This is a genomic window from Paenibacillus sp. CECT 9249 (assembly GCF_918697855.1).
Classification (GTDB): domain Bacteria; phylum Bacillota; class Bacilli; order Paenibacillales; family Paenibacillaceae; genus MSJ-34.
Map to the genome: position 1 here is coordinate 82,870 of NZ_CAKKLI010000009.1, position 18,474 is coordinate 101,343.

15 protein-coding genes are annotated in these 18,474 nt (G+C 50.6%); 14 read left to right on the forward strand and 1 reads right to left on the reverse strand.

Annotated features, from left to right (window positions below):
- The first annotated feature begins 134 nt into the window (after positions 1 to 134).
- The 7 genes from LQ229_RS09775 (at position 135) to LQ229_RS09805 (ending at position 6,767) form a co-directional block, all read left to right on the forward strand.
- Positions 135 to 1,754 carry a catalase gene (locus tag LQ229_RS09775; RefSeq protein WP_230191633.1) on the forward strand — a complete coding sequence of 540 codons (1,620 nt, stop codon included), beginning with the start codon at positions 135 to 137 and terminating at the stop codon, positions 1,752 to 1,754.
- Between the two features lie 264 nt (positions 1,755 to 2,018).
- On the forward strand, positions 2,019 to 2,456 hold the full coding sequence (locus LQ229_RS09780) for a DUF1641 domain-containing protein (RefSeq protein ID WP_230191611.1): 438 nt from the start codon (positions 2,019 to 2,021) through the stop codon (positions 2,454 to 2,456).
- Between the two features lie 36 nt (positions 2,457 to 2,492).
- Positions 2,493 to 3,671: an NAD(P)/FAD-dependent oxidoreductase gene (locus tag LQ229_RS09785; RefSeq protein ID WP_216538687.1), complete on the forward strand. Its 1,179-nt coding sequence runs from the start codon at positions 2,493 to 2,495 to the stop codon at positions 3,669 to 3,671.
- A gap of 610 nt (positions 3,672 to 4,281) precedes the next feature.
- On the forward strand, positions 4,282 to 4,968 hold the full coding sequence (locus LQ229_RS09790) for a VTT domain-containing protein (RefSeq protein WP_216538686.1): 687 nt from the start codon (positions 4,282 to 4,284) through the stop codon (positions 4,966 to 4,968).
- A gap of 158 nt (positions 4,969 to 5,126) precedes the next feature.
- Complete coding sequence (locus LQ229_RS09795) at positions 5,127 to 5,357, forward strand: hypothetical protein (protein ID WP_216538685.1); 231 nt, start codon at positions 5,127 to 5,129, stop codon at positions 5,355 to 5,357.
- A 72-nt stretch (positions 5,358 to 5,429) separates the two neighbouring features.
- Positions 5,430 to 6,128: a class F sortase gene (locus tag LQ229_RS09800; protein ID WP_216538684.1), complete on the forward strand. Its 699-nt coding sequence runs from the start codon at positions 5,430 to 5,432 to the stop codon at positions 6,126 to 6,128.
- Positions 6,129 to 6,257: 129 nt separating this feature from the next.
- Positions 6,258 to 6,767, forward strand: a complete 510-nt coding sequence (locus tag LQ229_RS09805) for a hypothetical protein (RefSeq protein WP_216538683.1) — start codon at positions 6,258 to 6,260, stop codon at positions 6,765 to 6,767.
- A gap of 495 nt (positions 6,768 to 7,262) precedes the next feature.
- Here the strand turns inward: LQ229_RS09805 and LQ229_RS09810 are convergent, their stop codons facing one another.
- Positions 7,263 to 8,243: a cation diffusion facilitator family transporter gene (locus LQ229_RS09810; RefSeq protein WP_230191612.1), complete on the reverse strand. Its 981-nt coding sequence runs from the start codon at positions 8,241 to 8,243 to the stop codon at positions 7,263 to 7,265.
- Between the two features lie 299 nt (positions 8,244 to 8,542).
- On the opposite strand from LQ229_RS09810, the gene vanG reads away from it, so the two are divergent.
- From vanG to LQ229_RS09845, 7 genes are all read left to right on the forward strand, one after another.
- The gene (vanG, locus tag LQ229_RS09815; protein WP_216538681.1) at positions 8,543 to 9,610 is read left to right on the forward strand and encodes a D-alanine--D-serine ligase VanG; all 1,068 of its coding nucleotides are present in this window, start codon (positions 8,543 to 8,545) and stop codon (positions 9,608 to 9,610) included.
- Positions 9,601 to 10,455 (forward strand): D-alanyl-D-alanine carboxypeptidase family protein, encoded by an 855-nt coding sequence (locus LQ229_RS09820; RefSeq protein ID WP_230191613.1) that lies wholly within the window; start codon positions 9,601 to 9,603, stop codon positions 10,453 to 10,455. The genes vanG and LQ229_RS09820 overlap by 10 nt, the downstream gene beginning before the upstream one ends.
- Positions 10,442 to 12,604, forward strand: coding sequence for a serine racemase VanT catalytic subunit (vanT, locus tag LQ229_RS09825; protein ID WP_216538679.1), 2,163 nt, complete (start codon positions 10,442 to 10,444; stop codon positions 12,602 to 12,604). Before LQ229_RS09820 ends, vanT begins: the two co-directional genes overlap by 14 nt.
- A 158-nt stretch (positions 12,605 to 12,762) precedes the next feature.
- A complete protein-coding gene (locus LQ229_RS09830) occupies positions 12,763 to 13,482 on the forward strand; it encodes a YebC/PmpR family DNA-binding transcriptional regulator (protein WP_216538678.1) in 720 nt (239 codons plus the stop codon).
- Positions 13,483 to 13,713: 231 nt separating this feature from the next.
- Complete coding sequence (locus LQ229_RS09835; protein ID WP_216538677.1) at positions 13,714 to 15,708, forward strand: Na+/H+ antiporter; 1,995 nt, start codon at positions 13,714 to 13,716, stop codon at positions 15,706 to 15,708.
- Between the two features lie 189 nt (positions 15,709 to 15,897).
- Positions 15,898 to 17,667: a histidine kinase gene (locus LQ229_RS09840; protein ID WP_230191634.1), complete on the forward strand. Its 1,770-nt coding sequence runs from the start codon at positions 15,898 to 15,900 to the stop codon at positions 17,665 to 17,667.
- Entirely contained in the window at positions 17,645 to 18,451 is an 807-nt protein-coding gene (locus LQ229_RS09845) for a response regulator (protein ID WP_230191614.1), read from the forward strand. Before LQ229_RS09840 ends, LQ229_RS09845 begins: the two co-directional genes overlap by 23 nt.
- The last annotated feature ends 23 nt before the right edge of the window (positions 18,452 to 18,474 follow it).

An 18,474-nucleotide genomic window follows, 5' to 3' on the forward strand; every position in this document is an offset into this window, starting at 1 on the left:
CATCCTAACATTTCAAGAAATGGAATGAATAAAACATAATAATTTCTATAAAATAACTAGAAAGTTAATGTTTTCCCATGTGAAATGTAAGGAGGAGCAGATTGATGGGCGATGAACAGAACAGAGAGAATGCGATGGAAAACGGCATATCGGTAACGGGTGCCGGCGATGCGCTTGACGGGCGCAAGGGCGAAGGGGAAGACGATCGAACGCTTACGACAAGACAAGGGCATCCTGTCGCGAACAATCAAAATTTGCGCACGGTCGGAAATCGCGGGCCCGCCACGCTGGAGAATTATCATTTCATCGAGAAAATTACTCATTTTGACCGCGAACGGGTGCCGGAACGGGTCGTTCATGCGCGCGGAGCCGGTGCTCACGGGTATTTCGAAGCGTACGGCAAAGTCGGCGACGAACCGATATCCAAGTATACCCGCGCGAAATTGTTCCAGGAAGCAGGCAAGCGAACGCCGGTATTCGTACGCTTCTCGACCGTTATTCACGGCGGCCATTCTCCCGAAACGTTGCGCGATCCGAGGGGATTTGCCGTCAAGTTTTATACGGAAGACGGCAACTGGGATCTGGTTGGCAACAATTTGAAAATATTTTTCATCCGGGATGCCATTAAATTTCCCGATATGATTCATGCTTTCAAGCCGGATCCGGTTACGAACATTCAAGACGACGAGCGATTTTTCGATTTTTGCAGCAATTCGCCGGAAACGCTGCATATGGTCACTTTCGTTTACTCCCCGTGGGGAATACCGGCCAATTACAGACAAATGCAAGGTTCGGGGGTCAATACGTACAAATGGGTCAATCAAAACGGGGAAGCCGTGCTTGTGAAATACCATTGGGAGCCGAAGCAAGGCATTAAAAACTTGACGCAGGCCGACGCGGAAGCGATTCAAGCGAAAAATTTCAACCATGCGACGCAAGATTTGTATGAAGCGATCGAACGGGGAGATTATCCCGAATGGGAGCTGTTCGTTCAAATTTTAAGCGACGGCGATCATCCGGAACTGGATTTCGATCCGCTTGACGACACCAAAATTTGGCCGAAAGATCAAATTCCGTGGCGGCCAGTCGGACGGATGGTACTGAACAAAAATCCGCAAAATTACTTCGCCGAAGTCGAGCAGGCTGCGTTCGGCACCGGGGTTCTCGTAGACGGCCTGGATTTCTCGGACGATAAAATGTTGCAGGGACGAACGCTTTCCTACTCCGACACGCAGCGCTACCGGATCGGAGCCAATTATTTGCAGCTGCCGATCAACGCGCCCAAGAAGCGGGTGGCGACGAATCAGCGCGACGGGCAAATGGCCTATTACGTCGATCTTGCGCCCGGACAAAACCCGCATATCAATTACGAACCTTCCTCTTTGAACGGTTTGCGCGAAGCGTCCCAATCGGGCCGGGAATATACGCCGCATGTCGAAGGGAAGCTGGTGCGCCAAAGCATCGACCGGACGAACGATTTCAAGCAGGCCGGCGAGACGTACCGGGCATTCGACGATTTCGAGCGGAACGATTTGATCTTCAATCTTGTCAATGCCTTGCAGAAATGCAGTCCGCATATTCAGCAGCGCATGATCGAATTGTTTACGCAATGCGACGAAGACTACGGCCGGCGCGTTGCCGACGGATTGAAACAAGCGGCGGAGCGCAAGGGAGCCGGGCCGTTAGGATCCGCGCATACCGGCGAAGCCGTCAAGGAAGCGGAACAAAGAGGCCACGACACCGATTCATATTAAGTGGCGACGAGAAGGATGCCGGGAAGCGCATATGCTCCGCAGGCGTCCTTTTCTCTCGAAAGGGCCGGGTACCGACACAAAAAAATTTTTGCAGTTTACGGGCAAAAGGATTACAATAATCAAAGTAGAGAATCCGTTTAGGCTAATCCGTAGTACTTCGATGTGAAATTGTTCACAAATAGTCTTATTTTAGGTGACAAAATTCGGAGAATTTTTCTAGGATGCTTGTCTTTGCGGAAATGAAGAAAAGGAGGTCATTTTCACATGTCTGAAACTGTCACACAACAGCAGGCAGAACAAACTGCAACAACCCAGACGCGGGGAGAGTTGGATATACTCGACCAACTGATGAAGCCCGAGGTGCAACAATCGCTCACCGAATTAGTAGAGCAACTGCCGAAATTGGCGGAAATGGTCACTTTCATGACCAAAGCGTACGATGTCGCGCAATCTCTCGCTACGGACAAGGTTCTGATCGAAGATTTCAAAGGCGGATTGAACGAATTCGTCAAGCCGATCCAAGAGAAAGCGAAAGGAATCGCATCCGCTGCGATTGAAGCGAACGACCGCGCCGAATCGGAAACGGCAACCATCGGCCTGTTCGGCATCTTGAAGATGTTGAAAGATCCGCAAGTGCAAAAAACGCTTCGCTTCGCGCAAGCGTTCTTGGACGTATTATCCGAGCGACAAAAACGGCAATAATTCGGCAATGATTCGAGAAAGGATGGAGAATAAACAATGGCAAAACATATTGTTATATTAGGCGGCGGCTACGGCGGGTTGCTTACCGCGCTGACTGCGCGCAAATATATTCCGGCCGAAGACGCTCGAATTACGGTCGTGAACCGCAACGGATACCATCAGATCGTCACGGAATTGCACCGTCTTGCCGTCGGCGGCTTGAACGAAAGAAATGTGGCGCTCCCATTGGATAAACTGTTGCGCAAGAAAGATGTCGATATCGTGATCGGCACGGTGCAGGAAATCGCATTGGAGCAAAAACGGGTGAGCCTGGCCAGCGGCACAGCCTTGGAGTACGACGCTCTCGTCATCGCGTTGGGAAGCGAAACGGCGTATTTCGGCATACCTGGTTTGGAAGAACATAGCTTTACGCTGAAATCCGTGGAGGATGCCAACCGGATTCGCGCACATGTCGAAGCATGCCTCGACTCGTACAGCCAAACGAAGAACAAAGCGGATGCCACTTTCGTCATTGGCGGAGGCGGCCTGTCGGGCATCGAATTGATCGGCGAGCTTGCCGATACGCTGCCGCAGCTATGCCTCAACAAAGGCATCGACTTTAACGATATATCGCTTTATTGCGTCGAAGCCGCGCCTTCCATATTGCCGGGCTTTGCGCCGGAATTGGTGGAACGCGCGAAGACGAGTCTGGAAAAACGGGGCGTCACCATTTTGACCGGCGTCGCCGTGACAGAAGTGCAAGGGAAAAACGTCATTCTGAAAGACGGCACGTCCATTGAAACGAATACGCTCGTCTGGACGGGCGGAGTGACCGGAAATAAAGTCGTAGCGGATTCCGGGATCGAGGCGAACCGCGGACGCGCGACCGTTAACGCGTTTATGCAATCTACGTCGCATCAAGACGTATTCCTTGCGGGCGACAGCGCGGTCGTTATGGGACCGGAAGGCCGCCCTTATCCGCCGAGCGCGCAGATCGCATGGCAAATGGGCGAGCTTGTCGGTTACAACTTATTCGCCTATTTCAAAGGCGCGCCAATGAAGGAATTCCAGCCTGTCTTCTCCGGCACGCTTGCCAGCCTTGGCCGCAAAGACGCGATCGGAACGATCGGCGGCAATCAAACCCGCCTGAAAGGCATGCCCGCTTCATTGATGAAAGAAGCGAGCAATATCCGCTATCTATCCCATATTAACGGGCTTTCTTCTTTAGTGTACTAGGATTTTTCGTTCGATTGATCCGAGTCACGCGGACTGTTATCCCCTTTAAGCGATCCACGCATGTTTCGCTTGAAGGGGATTTTTATATCGTTTTGTCGTTTGACAATGGAGTTGTCGGTTTGGTCATTTTGTACCGTTCGATCGCGAGACTGGTGGCGCGGAATTGCCCGAAATATTAGTAAGACTAGCCTTAGGTTGTACGGAGTACAACATTTTGCGGGGAAAAAGCATAGAATGGGTCGCTATGTTGCAGAAAATACAACAATTTCGGTAAATTGTTGGCCTGCATCGCTCGAAATGGCCTGAAATGTTGCATATTGTGCAGCATAGGTGGCAGTCGCTTCATGAAACGAGGTAATACGTTGCACATTTTACATCATAGGGATAGTGGACGTCCCGCGGAGTAGGCACTTTAGCTAGCAAAAATATGTAACGCCGAAAGCTGGCGTTAATTTTGCCGCGTGTCCATCTTGAGCTGGATTAGATGGAAAAGCCATAGCGATGACGTTCGAAGGATCTTTTGCTTTTTATGCGAAAACGGATTATGATAATTACTGTCTTTATCAATTGGCTATGTAAATTTTTCCTTTGATACGCAGACGGAATTGAGGTGATCGCAATTAACAAAAAGGCAAAACTGATTTCCTTTGCCTTCCTCGTCATTCTTTTTATCGCAGCGCTAACCACCGAACCTTTCTCGCTATTGCTTAGAGGCGATTTGGAGAAATTTCGGGAGCTGACGAATGAGAATATGGCGCTCGTTTTGCTTCTTACGTTGACATTAATGATTGTGCAAAATTTGGTTACCATTATTCCGGTCATCGTTCTTATTTCTTTGAACGTTACGATGTTTGGTTTTATTTACGGTTATCTATGGAGCTACCTTTCGAGCATCGTTGCGGCTACCATCGCATTTTTCGCCGCGCGTTACTGGTTTCAGGAGTTTCTATCGCGCAAGTTGAATCAGAAATGGAAGAATAAAATAGAGGGTAGAGGATATGTATATATTCTCATTTGCAGATTGCTGCCGTTCATGCCTTCAAGCATTATCAACACGGCGGCAGGAATAAGCGGCATGAAGTTCGGCCATTTTACCATCAGTACGGTCATCGGCAATTTTATTTATTTTTCCGCATTGGCATTGGTCTCATTAGGAATTATGTCCATTGAATTCAACGGATACACTTACGCAAGCATGATCGGCGTCGCTGCGCTCGGCGCGGCGGCGGTATATGCTATACGGCGAAAGCGCAAAGCGAGGACTCAAGAGGAAGGCAGCGAAACGAACGGAATGTAGCGTCCCTAGAAAATACAACTATTCACCCCCGGCGATCGCGACGAATTGTTGGGGTTTTTGTTTTGTTTCCCTTCCAAAAATAACAACACATAATTGAAAATGAATCTTCGGAAAATATATCGTGTAACACATTAACTACACCGATTTGGAGGATAAGCATGAAAAGAATCGCTGCCATTATGATTGCGACGGCTTTGTCGTTATCTTGCGCCGCAGTTGGTTTTGCGGAGCCGGTAACCCATCATAAAACGCATGAAAAGCGTCATGTGAAACAACATGCGAAAAAGCATCATGTGAAGCCGTACAGCAAACATGCAAAAAGAATCAAAATGAGAGCAGTCGAAACGCCGGGAATGCCGAAATCGGGATTGGGCGGAACGAGCAAGTAACGACAAAAAGAGGGGCTTCCCTCTTTTTTTCAATTTGAAAATCGGGATGAAAGGATTGTGACGGCTTTGCGAATGAAATTTTTGTTCGTAGTCAGCCTTTTGATCATATTATGCGGATGCTTCGCGCAAACCGGCGAGCGCCGGCCGGAAAGCGAACCGATTCGGGCGGAGAATCGTCCCGATGCGGAACAGCTTCAGTCTTACGACCGGTTAGCGGCGCCGGAGCCGGAACAAATTCGAACAGATGATGCGAACCAGCGGAATGACAGCGCCGAATTTACGGAAGAGGAGGAAAGAGACGAACCGGAAGAAACGGAGGAGATTTCTTTCATTCCGGTGCGGCTTCGAATTCCGTCAATCGGTTTGGATACGATCGTAGAGCCGGTAGGAATACTGGAGAATGGACATATGGGGGTACCGAAGAAGTTCGATCGCGTAGGCATTTTAAGTCCTTGGACGAAACCGGGCGAACCGGGAAACGCTGTCATCGCCGGACATCTCGATCATTATACCGGGCCGGCGATCTTTTATCATTTAAGAAAATTAAAGAAAAACGATAAAGTGACGATTTCGGATCAGAAAGGGAACCAGTTGACTTATACTGTAAAATCGGTGGAGTCGTACAAAACCGAAGAAGCTCCTCTGGAACGAATTTTTGGAGAAGCGGAAACATCGAATCTGAATTTGATTACGTGTACCGGCAAGTTCGATAAAAAGAAGCGCGAACATAACCGACGATTAGTCGTCTTTACCGAGTTGGAATCGCAATAAATCCGTTGCAACTTGCACGTTATAAGGAAGGAAATCAGACTTTAGTCCAGTTTTTCCCTTGACCTTAGCTAGATGACGAACGAAGTATGAATTGGTACGATATAGCTAACAAGCAAAGGGAGGAAAAATATGAATTCGCGCGCAATCGTTGGCGCCGTGCTTGTATTGTTCGGCGTATTTCTGTTTCTAAACCGGGGAATTGAATTCGGGCCTGGGACGATTATCGGATATTTTTGGCCGAGTATGTTCGTGCTTCCGTTAGCTATATTTTTTCACTGGATGTATTTCTCGGTTACGAATCGGCGGGGAAGCGGGCTCTTGATTCCGGGCGGAATTCTCTTCACGGTAGGAGTCGTCTGCCAAATATCGATGCTGTACGATAATTGGGGATCTATGTGGCCCGGCTTTATACTGGCTCCGGCGGTGGGATTATTCGAATTTTATTGGTTCGGCAATCGCAACAAGTGGCTGCTGATCCCGATCGCGATTTTATCGACATTGTCGATTTTGTTCTTTGCGGTGTTTTCGCTTGGATCGATCTTCAACCGTTTCAACGATCAACCGCTCTTTGCAATCGCGTTGATTGTCGTTGGAGCGTTTTTGCTGATCGGATGGAGAAGGAAATCGTCTGTCGTCTAATCGCTAGCGATTTATGTAACGCAGAAGGGGAGGGCCATCGGCCCTTTTTTCATTTTATTGCGATTTATGGCGTTTGGTTTTATTATGTGCATTTCCGTCCCTTCTGTCGATATCCCTCTCGTTCAGAAGGCCGTTTCTAGCCTTCGATAAGCTGAATATCCGTTTCCCTACAGAATGTCCACGATTACTTTTAAATATGAAAACAGGTTACGCCTGGCGTACAAAACGGCCATTAAAAAGCCTGATAGCGGTGGGATGGTACAGACAGGAGATTTATTTAATTATGTTAATAATTAACGAGGTTATGCCGTGGGATGCCTTCTGAGCGAACGGGATTTCGACAGAAAGCGGGAAAAAGAGGAAGGTAAAAGCGTGCATCACTTCGCTAACGTTGTTTTGATCGAACGGAGAAATGCGTAAGGATCGAATCGTATAAAACGAAGCGGCCGACACTCCCAAGAAAGGGGGCCGGCCGCTTTACCGAGGCCAACAACGTTACAGTTTTAATTGCTCGTGTTGAATATGCGAATGCTCCGTTTGAATCGTGCTGTGCGTAATGCCATATTCCGTTTCGAGCCGATGTATGGCTTGCTGCAGCACCGCTTGGGAATCCGCATCGTTGTCGACTCGCATATGGCAGCTTAATGCGTGAAAACCCGATGTAACGGTCCATATATGAAGATCGTGCACGTCGACGACGCCGTCGATGCTTTGGAGCGTTTGTTTTACCTCGTCGTGATCGATATTGTCCGGCGTTCCTTCCATTAGAATGTGAACCGCCTGCTTCAAGACGCCCCATGCGCCTCTCAATATTAACAAGGCGACGACAACGCTGATGATCGGATCGGCAACGTACCAGCCGAACACGAGCATAACGAGTCCGGCGACGATCGCGCCGACCGACCCGAGCATATCGCCAAGCACGTGAAGATAGGCGCTTCGAAGATTGACGTTGTTTTTCACGTCGCCTTTTCTCATCAGCATCCATGCGCTGATCATGTTGGCCGCGAGTCCGATCGAAGCGATCAGCATCATCGAACCGCTCGCCACTTCGGGCGGATTGTAGAATCGCTCGCAGGCTTCTTTTATGATGAAAAAAGCGATAACAAATAAGGTAACGCCGTTGAACAGGGCCGCCAATATTTCAAACCGGTAAAATCCGAACGTTCTCTTCGGCGAAGCGGCTTTGGCCGCAAAGATCATGGCGACCAAACTGAGCAGCAGCGAGCTTGCGTCGCTCAACATATGCCCGGAGTCCGACAATAGCGCGAGACTTCCTGTAACGAGTCCGCCGGCAAACTCCAACACCATAATGGACGTAGTGATAACAAATGCAATGAGCAAACCTTTCTTGTTTCCTTCGCGATTGTCTCCGTGGCTGTGGCCGCCTGCCCCGTGATGATGTTGATGATGGCCGATCCCATGGTGGTGGTGATGTTCGTTGTTGCGGGTTTTGGTTGACGTATTGTTCTTCATAAACAGACACCTCTTTTAGACCGATTTTTTCCAAATATTCTGCATTCAATTAAAAACATTAATATATGAACATATGCTCATATATAATATATAACACATCGTTTTGTTTTGCAAGCTTTCGATCTTTAAGATTTTTAATTTCTATCTTGTCTATTCTTTAGAAAAACTTAATTTTATTTTTAAGGAAAAATAAGACGGCCGGGCTAACATGGATGTATTAAGACAAAGCGTATCGTTTTGCTGCAAGTCGCGGCTTACGGAAAGCGGCGCTTCACTTATACGTTTAGGAGGCTTTATTTATGAAAAAAGCAACGGTTGCGGTATTGTTCGGCGGCTGTTCCACCGAATACGAAGTATCGCTAAGCTCGGCCGCCGCGATCATCGAACATTTGGATCGGGATCGCTATCACATCGTTACGGTAGGAATTACTCGAAACGGACAATGGCTCTTATATAAAGGAGAAGTAGAAGGGATTCGGGACGACAGCTGGCATGCGCATCCCGATTGCTCGCCGGCATGCATATCCCCGAGCAGGGAGGTTCGAGGACTGATCGAGTTTATCAGTACTGAATTTCGCATCATTCCGATCGATGTTGTCTTCCCGGTTTTGCACGGCAAAAACGGAGAGGACGGCACCGTACAGGGACTGCTTGAACTGTCCGGCATCCCGTTCGTCGGTTGCGGCACGCTTTCATCCGCGATCTGCATGGATAAGGACATCGCGCACACATTAGTTCGCAACGCGGGCATCGCAACGCCGGATTCGATTACGCTGCATGAAGGCGATTCGATCGACAAGGCCGCCGTCGACGCTGCCAGGCTCGGCTTCCCCCTCTATGTGAAACCCGCCAAATCGGGGTCGTCCTTCGGCATTACGAAGGCTTTCGACGAGGGGGAGTTGATCGACGGCATCAAGCTCGCCTTGTCGCATGACGATAAAGTGGTGATCGAGCGGCATATTCAAGGGTTTGAGGTAGGCTGCGCGGTTCTCGGCCATACCGATCCGATTGTTGGGGAAGTAGACGAAATTGAAATCGCCGGGCATTTTTTCGATCATCATGAGAAGTATTCGCTGGAAACGTCATCGATCCATCTGCCTGCCAGAATTGGCGCCGACATATCGGCCAAGGTCAAAGAGACGGCGCTGAAGATTTATCGGACACTCGGCTGCAAAGGGCTGGCCAGGGTAGACATGTTCTTGACAAGCGAAGGAGGGCTCGTGTTTAACGAGGTGAACACGATGCCCGGTTTTACGTCGACGAGCAGATATCCGAATATGCTTCGCTCCATCGGCATTTCCTATGCCGAAATTTTGGATCGGCTCGTTGCGCATGCGCTTACGGAGGAGCCAGTCGTATGGAATTGACAGCATCCGTTCGGACCAATCATGCCCAGCCTTCGTTGGCATACGATGTCATTCATTTGGAACGCGGCCATATTTATCGGGGACATCTGTTATTGGTCAACAGCAGCCATCCGATCATGGTGCCGCAAGACGCGGCAGACCTTGTGCTTGTGGACCGCATGTACGCGGCTTCGCATTCCTATGAACCGGATTTATCGTTGGAAAAAACCTGCTTCGAGCAGCTGCAGGCCTTGTTGAAAGCTTGCCGCGCGACGGATCGCATCGCCGTCGTCAGCGGTTATCGTTCGAGAGAAGCGCAAGCGCAAATCTATGAAACTTCGCTGCGGGACAACGGCGCCGCTTTCACTGCGAGTTATGTGGCCCGTCCGAACGAAAGCGAGCATCAAACGGGGTTGGCGGTAGATGTCGGCGAGCGGACGGATCATGTCGATTATATTCGTCCTTCGTTCCCCGACCGCGGCGTCTGCTTCGTTTTCAAACGGCTTGCCGCCGAATACGGCTTTATACAAAGGTATCAAACAGGGAAGGAAGCGATCACGAACATAGCCTGCGAGCCGTGGCATTTTCGCTATGTCGGCTTTCCGCATTCGGCGATCATGGAACAACGCGGATTTTGCCTGGAAGAATACATCGAATATGTCAAGCAATATACGTTTCAACGTTCGCATCTCGTTATGGAACATAAACATGCGGCAATAGAAATCTACTACGTTCCGGCGGAGGGCGGCATTACGAACGTACCTGTCGTGCGCGGCGATCGGTATTGCCTCTCGGGCAACAATCAGGACGGGTTCGTCGTGACCGTATTTCACCGAAAAGGCAGTGACAAGCATGGCTGCGCCTAACGGCCCAAGTTACATCGGACTCGATCGTTTCAAAATCGTCGCCGCCTTGCTGGTCATCGCCATTCATACCGGCCCGTTGATGTCCTACAACGGCTATGCCGACTTTATGCTGACCGGCATCGCAGCGCGCCTGGCCGTGCCGTTTTTCTTTATCGTCTCCGGTTTTTTCCTCTTTCGCAAGCTGACCGGCGACTTGGGCCAAGATCGGAGAACGCTGCACCGTACGGTTCGCAAAATCGGGATATTGTACTTGGTTTCGATATTGCTATACTTGCCGTTAAATATCTATTCAGGCTATTTTACCGACGATTTCAGCTTCTTTTCTTTGTTGAAGGATATCGTTTTCGACGGCACGTTTTATCATTTATGGTACCTTCCGGCGCTGATGATTGGGATGTATATCGTCTACTATCTCACCCGGATTTTTTCGCTCCGGATTACGCTTGCCGCGACGGGAATATTATATGCGGTCGGTATGCTCGGCGACAGCTATTACGGATTGATCGAACGAAGCGGGATATTGCTGGACGCCTATACATCGATGTTTGCGCTGTTTGATTACACGCGAAACGGTTTGTTTTTCGCGCCGCTTTATTTAGCGCTTGGCGCGTGGGCGGCCGCACGGCCCGATTCGGGCCGGTCGGCGCAAGCAAGCGCCGCATGTTTGGCCGCATCGCTTGCATTGATGTTCGGCGAAGGGATGCTGCTGCGTCAATTGGAGCTGCCGCGGCACGACAGCATGTATCTATTTCTCGTTCCCGCCGTATACTTTCTGTTTGGCTTCTTGCTCTTGGAGCGGCCTAAAAACGAGAGCGGAAGAGGGCAAACGCTCAGACAGATCAGCACATGGATTTATATTTTGCATCCGATCGCCATTGTCTTCGTGCGAGGCGCCGGCAAATTAACCGGACTGACTTCGATCGTCGTCGGCGATAGTCTGATCCATTACGTATGTGTCGCGCTGCTGTCTATCCTATTGTCTCTCGCTGCGGTCCGGCTGCTGCGATTTTTCGCGCCCAAGCCGGTCAGCCGCCACAGAGCATGGGCGGAAGTCGACCTAGCCCGTATTGCGCATAATGCCTCGGAGCTTAAACGCGTGTTGCCGCCCGCTTGCGATTTGATGGGGGTCGTGAAGGCGAATGCGTACGGGCACGGCAGCGTACCGGTGGCCAAGCATCTGTGCGGCATCGGCGTCAAACATTTCGCGGTGGCGGAAGTGGACGAAGGGATCGCATTGCGGAAAAACGGGATAAAAGGGGAAATATTAGTCCTCGGATATACTTCTCCCGACCGTTTCGCCGATCTTGCGCGCTACCGTCTTTCGCAAACCGTTATTAGCAGCGATTACGGCAAAGCGTTGGACGAATACGGCAAACCGATCAATGTGCATATTAAAATCGACACGGGCATGAGCAGATTGGGCGAACATTACAGCCGGATGGAACAAATTTATTCGATGTATCGGCTCCGCCACGTTCGGATCGCGGGAACGTTCACTCACTTGTCGGTTTCGGACAGTCAGGAAGAGCAGGATATCGCTTTTACGGACCGCCAAATTAGCCGGTTTATGAAAACGGTGGAACAATTAATACGGGTGGGAATCGATCCCGGTACGCTTCATATCCAAAGCAGTTACGGAATTTTGAATTATACGGATATACACTGCGGATTGGCCCGTCCCGGGATTGCTCTGTACGGAATGCTGTGCAATGAGAACGATCAGGTGAACGCGGATGCCGACTTGCGTCCCGCACTGTCTTTAAGAGCGAGAGTTACGTTGGTCAAGCGATTGAGCGAAGGCGAGCCTGTCGGCTACGGGCGAAATTACGCGGCCGGGCGCGATTGCGTCATCGCGACTGTATCCATCGGCTATGCCGACGGCGTTCCGCGGGAATGGTCCCGGAAGGGCGGGTATGTTCTTATCCGCGGACAGAAGGCGTTCATTGCGGGCAATATTTGCATGGATCAGTTGATGGTCGATGTAACCGGTATTGACGGCGTGCAAGAAGGCGATACGGCAACGATTATCGGACAGGACGGCGAGGAAGCGATCGGGGCGCAGCAGATCGCCGGACGATGCGGCACGATCGCCAATGAAATTTTGACGGGAATCGGAAGCAGAGTGCCGCGAATTTATTTGAACAAGTAAATGGGAAGCGAAGCGGTCATTCGGGGGAGGCGTATAGCCTTCCCTTTCTTTATGCAACCACTTAAAAACTTGTTCAAATGGCACGAAAAAGATATAATATACTAGATATTATGAAGTCAGACGACGAGGATTCAATATGGAAAGAGAGCGGAAACAGTATGGGGCGTAAATGGAATAATATTAAAGAAAAGAAAGCGTCGAAAGATGCGAACACAAGTCGTATATATGCAAGATTCGGACGCGAGATTTACGTAGCGGCCAAGCAAGGGGAACCCGATCCGGAATCGAACCGGGCTCTAAAGGTCGTGCTGGAACGTGCCAAAACGTATAATGTGCCGAGAGCGATCATCGATCGCGCGATCGAAAAGGCGAAGGGCGGCGCGGAGGAAAACTACGACGAATTGCGTTACGAAGGCTTCGGACCGAACGGGGCCATGGTTATCGTGGACGCATTGAGCAATAATGTAAACCGTACCGCTTCCGAAGTGCGCGCCGCATTTACGAAAAACGGCGGCAGCCTGGGCGTAAGCGGATCGGTTGCCTATATGTTCGACGCGACCGCAGTGATTGGGTTGGTCGGCAAAACGGCCGATGAAGTATTCGAAATATTGGTGGAAGCGGAAGTCGACGTACGCGATATGATGGAGGAAGACGACGCCGTCATCGTCTACGCCGAACCGGAGCAGTTCCATGCTGTGCAAGAAGCGCTCAAGAATGCCGGCATCGATGAATTTACCGTCGCCGAGCTTACGATGCTCGCGCAAAACTATGTCACGCTTCCCGAAGACGCGCAGACCCAATTCGAGAAGATGATCGACGTCCTCGAAGATTTGGAGGATGTGCAGCAAGTGTACCACAATGTAGAGCTTGACGAATAGAGACGAATCCGTCTTCCAAGACGGTCGGCGGGGCCGGTCCAGAAGTTGTTATCGACTTGGGACCGGCCTTTTTCTCGTTTCCCGAGTAGACGCATGTTATGAAGCATGGTTGCAACAACTTATTTTTTACAGCCATTTTGGGGATGTTAGCTACATGCGGCAAGTTAAATTTTACCGTACCGTTTGCCGTCCGTCTTGCTTATTGATCCCTATAAAGGAGCTGGATCCCGCGTGGAAATCTTTCTTATGGTCCTCATGTTTCTGGCGCTTATCGGCATCTCCAATGTCATCAACCGCTTCCTGCCGTTTATTCCGGTGCCGCTCATCCAAATCGCGCTTGGCGTCGCAGCGGCGTATATGCCCGGATTGTATCATGTGCCGCTAAACCCAGAGCTGTTCCTCGTCTTGTTCATCGCGCCGCTGTTGTTTAACGACGGGAAACTGACGCCGCGCGAGGAGCTATGGAAGCTGCGAACCCCCATTCTTCTCTTGGCGCTTGGACTCGTCTTTGCTACCGTTCTTCTTGCAGGGCCGTTTATTCACTGGCTTATTCCGGCAATCCCGCTATCGGCGGCCTTTGCCTTAGCGGCGATTCTTTCGCCGACCGACGCCGTTGCCGTCGGTTCGTTATCCGGCCGAGCCAATCTGCCGGGGAAAATTATGCATTTGCTCGAAGGCGAAGCATTAATGAACGACGCTTCCGGCCTTGTGGCGTTTAACTTTGCGATCGCCGCGACCGTTACCGGTTATTTCTCGCTCCCGAAGGCGATCGGAAGCTTCATCGTTATCGCCGCCGGCGGCCTGATCGCGGGCGCATTGCTCGGTTTTTTCGTCATTTGGCTCAGGTCGCTGCTCCGCCGGCTCGGGATGGAGGATACTACGCTTCATATGCTCATTATTATTTTGACGCCGTTTATCATTTATTTGATTGCGGAAGAGCTTCACGTATCGGGCATATTGGCCGTCGTTGCGGCGGGAGTCACGCATGCGGTCGAGCGGGATCGGATGAAGTCCGCTTCGATTCGGCTGCGCGTCGTATCGGACAGCACGTGGTCGATTATTCTGTATACGCTGAACGGTCTCGTCTTTCTATTGCTTGGATTGGAAGTTCCGGGAGTCATCGATCAAATATGGCGGGACCCGTCGTATAATAACGGCCAAGTGATCGGTTATATTGTCGCTATTACCGGCGTTCTTATCCTATTGCGCTTTTGTTGGGTATGGGCGGCTAACCGCCGGTTTAAACCTTCGCTGTTAACGGCGCTCTCCGGCGTTCGCGGCGCCTTGACGCTTGCGGCGGCGTTCTCGATTCCGATGACGCTTGCGGACAATCAGCCGTTCCCCGAACGAAATCTCATTCTTTTTATATGCGCGGGCGTCATTTTGCTAACGCTCGTTATCGCCAGCGTCATGCTGCCGCTGCTCACCCGCGGGTTGGGAATCCATTCGGATAACCGGGAGGAAGTAGAGCGCAATGCCCGCATTCAAGTGCTGGAAGCCGGATTAGCGGCCATACGCGAGGAAATGAGCGACGAGAACAAGCAAGAAGCGATGGACTTGCTGTCCGAATATTCGAGACGAATCCATTTGTCGAAATTGAAGGGCCATTCGGACATCGGAAAAGCGTGGAGATCGGCGGTGGGTCTTCGCATGGAGGCGCTGAGCGCGGAAAGAAGCGTCGGCGAGCGATGGCTTCGAGACGGGCGCATCTCTCCCGAATTTGCAGATCGTTTCCAACGGTCTCTTGACAAGGTAGAGCTATTGCTGTCAAGCCGGTATCGCATCAAAATATGGTTGATGGCGGCATGGTCGGCTTTATGGCATGGATTGAAGGGGCGGAGGCAAAAAAGGAAGATGGACCCGTCGCATCCGGAATGGAATATTTATAAGGAGCTTAAGCTCGAGGCGGCCCGCGCGGCGATAGAACGAATGAAACAGTTGGAGACGGAGCGCAATCGGGAAACCGTGCGGGCGATTATCGCGGATTATCGGGGCATGGAACTGCATCTCGAGAACGATCGCTTATGGACCCGGTCGAAAGGGCTGTTGAATGCGCAACGAAGAGATCTCGAGTTGAAGGCGATCCAAGCGGAACGGAACGCGATACAGAATCTGTTCGAGTTAGGGAACATCGATCGCGGTTTTGCGAATCAGTTGCGCATCGACGTTAATTTTCGCGAAGCGAATGTGTTCGAAACGAAGACACTGGACGAAGAATATATATGAGGCTAATCGAAACAAACCGGCGAATCAAATGTTTCCGGTGACAGAAGTAGTTGCGGAACCTTACGTAATAGGTTACCCTGTAACTATTGAATTGTGGGAGGAATACGAATCGTATCCTTCTTTTTCGCACGTTTGTAAACGCTTTAACGGTTATAAGAACGCAGACAGGGGATGACTGACTTGAAGCCCGTGAAGTTGCCCGGAAATCGAATCCGCGGAAGCAGGCGCTACTTTAAGCCATATTCGCTGAAACACCGGTTGATGATCAGCTTATTTATGACCGCTTTGATGCCGCTTATTCTAGTCGGAAGCATTTCTTACGTTTCGTTATCCTCGATCTTGGACAACAAGGCCGAACGGGGCGTCCGCAGCCATTTGAACCAGGTTCGTTTCTCGCTCGAAAATACGTTAAGCCAATTGAATCACGTTTCCCAGCAGCTTGCGTTTGACGGGAGGGTAGGGAAAAATTTGGAGCGGTATTTTTTGGCCGATTCATACGAGAAGAAAGCGCTGCATGACGAAATCGTCAGCGAGTTGAGCCTGATCAATTTTACCAACCCGACGCTGGGGCTGACTTTCTACTATATCGAAGGCACGAATCGGTATTTATTCGAAAATTACAGAGTGCAAGAACCGTTCGATATCGACGGATTGCCCGTCCTGATGAAAACGAGCAAAATCACTTATTACGGGCCGCATACGTCGTTAAATCCTTTGGACGGCAGCCAGGTATTCTCGGTGAAACGGAAGGTAGAGTTGCCCGAGAGCGATACCTTATATCTTTATATTGAAACGAGTTTTCGATTGGCGGAAACGATCATTAAGAACGATCCGTTGAACAGCAATACATATCATTTGATTCTCGACGGAAACGGAGTCGTTACCTATAGCGAGGACGAACGGCATTTTCCCGTTGGAAGCTTGCTCGACGGATTATCGGAGGATAAAACGCTTGTAAACGGTTTCTATTTGTTCCGGGACCGCCAAAGCCCGACATGGAACATCGTGGCGGCGGTTCCCCAGGCGGCATACGACGCGGAAATCGATCGTTGGGAGAAGCAATTCGCCTTGCTCGGCACATTGTCTTTGGCCGTCGGCTGCTTATTCGCCGTCATTATATGGCGCACGCTATATCGCCCTTTGCGCAATTTATATTTGGACATCCGCGCCGTCCGCAGAAATAATCTGACGGCGCCCTCCCGTTGGTCGAACAATTTGGAATTCGATACGATTCATAACGAGTTTACGAAAATGCGGCAGCGAATTTCCGAATTGATCGGCGAAGTAGAACGGAAGGAGAAGCGGAGAGCGGAACTGGAAATGGAGCGGCTGATGCACCAGATCAACCCGCATTTCCTGCACAATACGCTCGATACGATCCGGTGGCTGGCGCGGGCCAAGGGAGAGAAAGAAATCGATCATCTGATCTCCACGCTAAATAAAGTGCTTCATTATAACTTGAGCAAACGGGGAGAAGCGTTGATCAAGGACGAATTGGAGGCGATCCGCCAATATATTATGCTGCAAGGCGTACGTTACAACTTCCAATTCGATCTGCGGATTTATGCGGATGAAACCGTGCTGCAGCGCCCTGTGCCGAAATTTATACTTCAGCCGATCGTGGAAAACGCCTTGTTTCACGGGCTTGACGACGAGAACGGTTTAATCGAGGTATCGGTCAAGGAAGACGGCGAAAACGGCGTCATGATCCGCATCAAGGATAACGGACAGGGCATGACGGAGAAAGAAATCGAACGGCTGCTGGACGGGGAATCGGACGATCATAAATCGTTCGGATTAGGAATCGGATTGCAGTACGTGATCCGTACGCTGCAATTTCATTTCGGAGAACGGGCGGGCCTTCAAATCGAGAGCGCGCCCGGGCAAGGGACGACCGTCATGGTGCGGTTGCCGACGAATGAGGGAGGTAAGCAGGATGTACAAGGTTTTAGTCGTTGACGACGATCATCTCGTGCGCAAAGGATTCATCGGCATGATGCCGTGGAATAAATACGGCTTCGAGGTCGCCGGCGAAGCCGGAAGCGGCAAGAAGGCGCTGGAACTGCTGACCGGGGAGCGAATGGACGTACTCATTACCGACCTGGCGATGCCGCTGATGTCGGGAATCGAATTGTTTCGCGAGGTTAAGAAGCTATATCCGCATATGCATACCGTCGTATTAACATTCCATCAAGATTTCGAGCTGATTCAAGAATCGTTGCGCTTGGGCGCGATCGACTATATTACGAAAACCGAACTGGAACACGAACAGATGGACGAGGTGCTGGCCCGGATCCGCACAAGAATCGACGAGAAGTCGCCGCGGAACGCGCCCGTTGCCGGGCTGCCGGCCAATATTCCGCCGGAATCGGCTTCCGGCGCCGATTCGGACGAACTGCTCGCCTGCGTCCGCAAGGCGCTCGATTATATGAACAGCAAGTTTGACCATGAACTGACATTATCGCTTGTGGCCAAAGAGGCGAATATGAGCCGCAGCTATTTTGCCCGCTGCATTAAAGATTTTACCGGTAAAACCTTTCAAGAGCATCTCCGGGAAATCCGCATTTCCTATGCCAGAACGATGCTGGAACAAACGAGAAAACCGATCTACTGGATTGCCGCGAAGTCGGGATATCCGAACGAAAAATATTTTTGCAAAGTGTTTAAAGCCGTGACGGGAATGTTGCCAAGCGAATATCGCAAAAAATTCGATGTCTATAAGAACGGTTTGAACATGAACTGAGCCTCGGATGCTTCGGATGCGCA

Coding starts and splice junctions, on each gene's coding strand:
- LQ229_RS09775 (WP_230191633.1), top strand. CDS start 135: ATGGAAAACGGCATATCGGTAACGGGTGCCGGCGATGCGCTTGACGGG.
- LQ229_RS09780 (WP_230191611.1), top strand. CDS start 2,019: ATGTCTGAAACTGTCACACAACAGCAGGCAGAACAAACTGCAACAACC.
- LQ229_RS09785 (WP_216538687.1), top strand. CDS start 2,493: ATGGCAAAACATATTGTTATATTAGGCGGCGGCTACGGCGGGTTGCTT.
- LQ229_RS09795 (WP_216538685.1), top strand. CDS start 5,127: ATGAAAAGAATCGCTGCCATTATGATTGCGACGGCTTTGTCGTTATCT.
- LQ229_RS09800 (WP_216538684.1), top strand. CDS start 5,430: ATGAAATTTTTGTTCGTAGTCAGCCTTTTGATCATATTATGCGGATGC.
- LQ229_RS09805 (WP_216538683.1), top strand. CDS start 6,258: ATGAATTCGCGCGCAATCGTTGGCGCCGTGCTTGTATTGTTCGGCGTA.
- LQ229_RS09810 (WP_230191612.1), bottom strand. CDS start 8,243: ATGAAGAACAATACGTCAACCAAAACCCGCAACAACGAACATCACCAC.
- vanG (WP_216538681.1), top strand. CDS start 8,543: ATGAAAAAAGCAACGGTTGCGGTATTGTTCGGCGGCTGTTCCACCGAA.
- LQ229_RS09820 (WP_230191613.1), top strand. CDS start 9,601: ATGGAATTGACAGCATCCGTTCGGACCAATCATGCCCAGCCTTCGTTG.
- vanT (WP_216538679.1), top strand. CDS start 10,442: ATGGCTGCGCCTAACGGCCCAAGTTACATCGGACTCGATCGTTTCAAA.
- LQ229_RS09830 (WP_216538678.1), top strand. CDS start 12,763: ATGGGGCGTAAATGGAATAATATTAAAGAAAAGAAAGCGTCGAAAGAT.
- LQ229_RS09845 (WP_230191614.1), top strand. CDS start 17,645: ATGTACAAGGTTTTAGTCGTTGACGACGATCATCTCGTGCGCAAAGGA.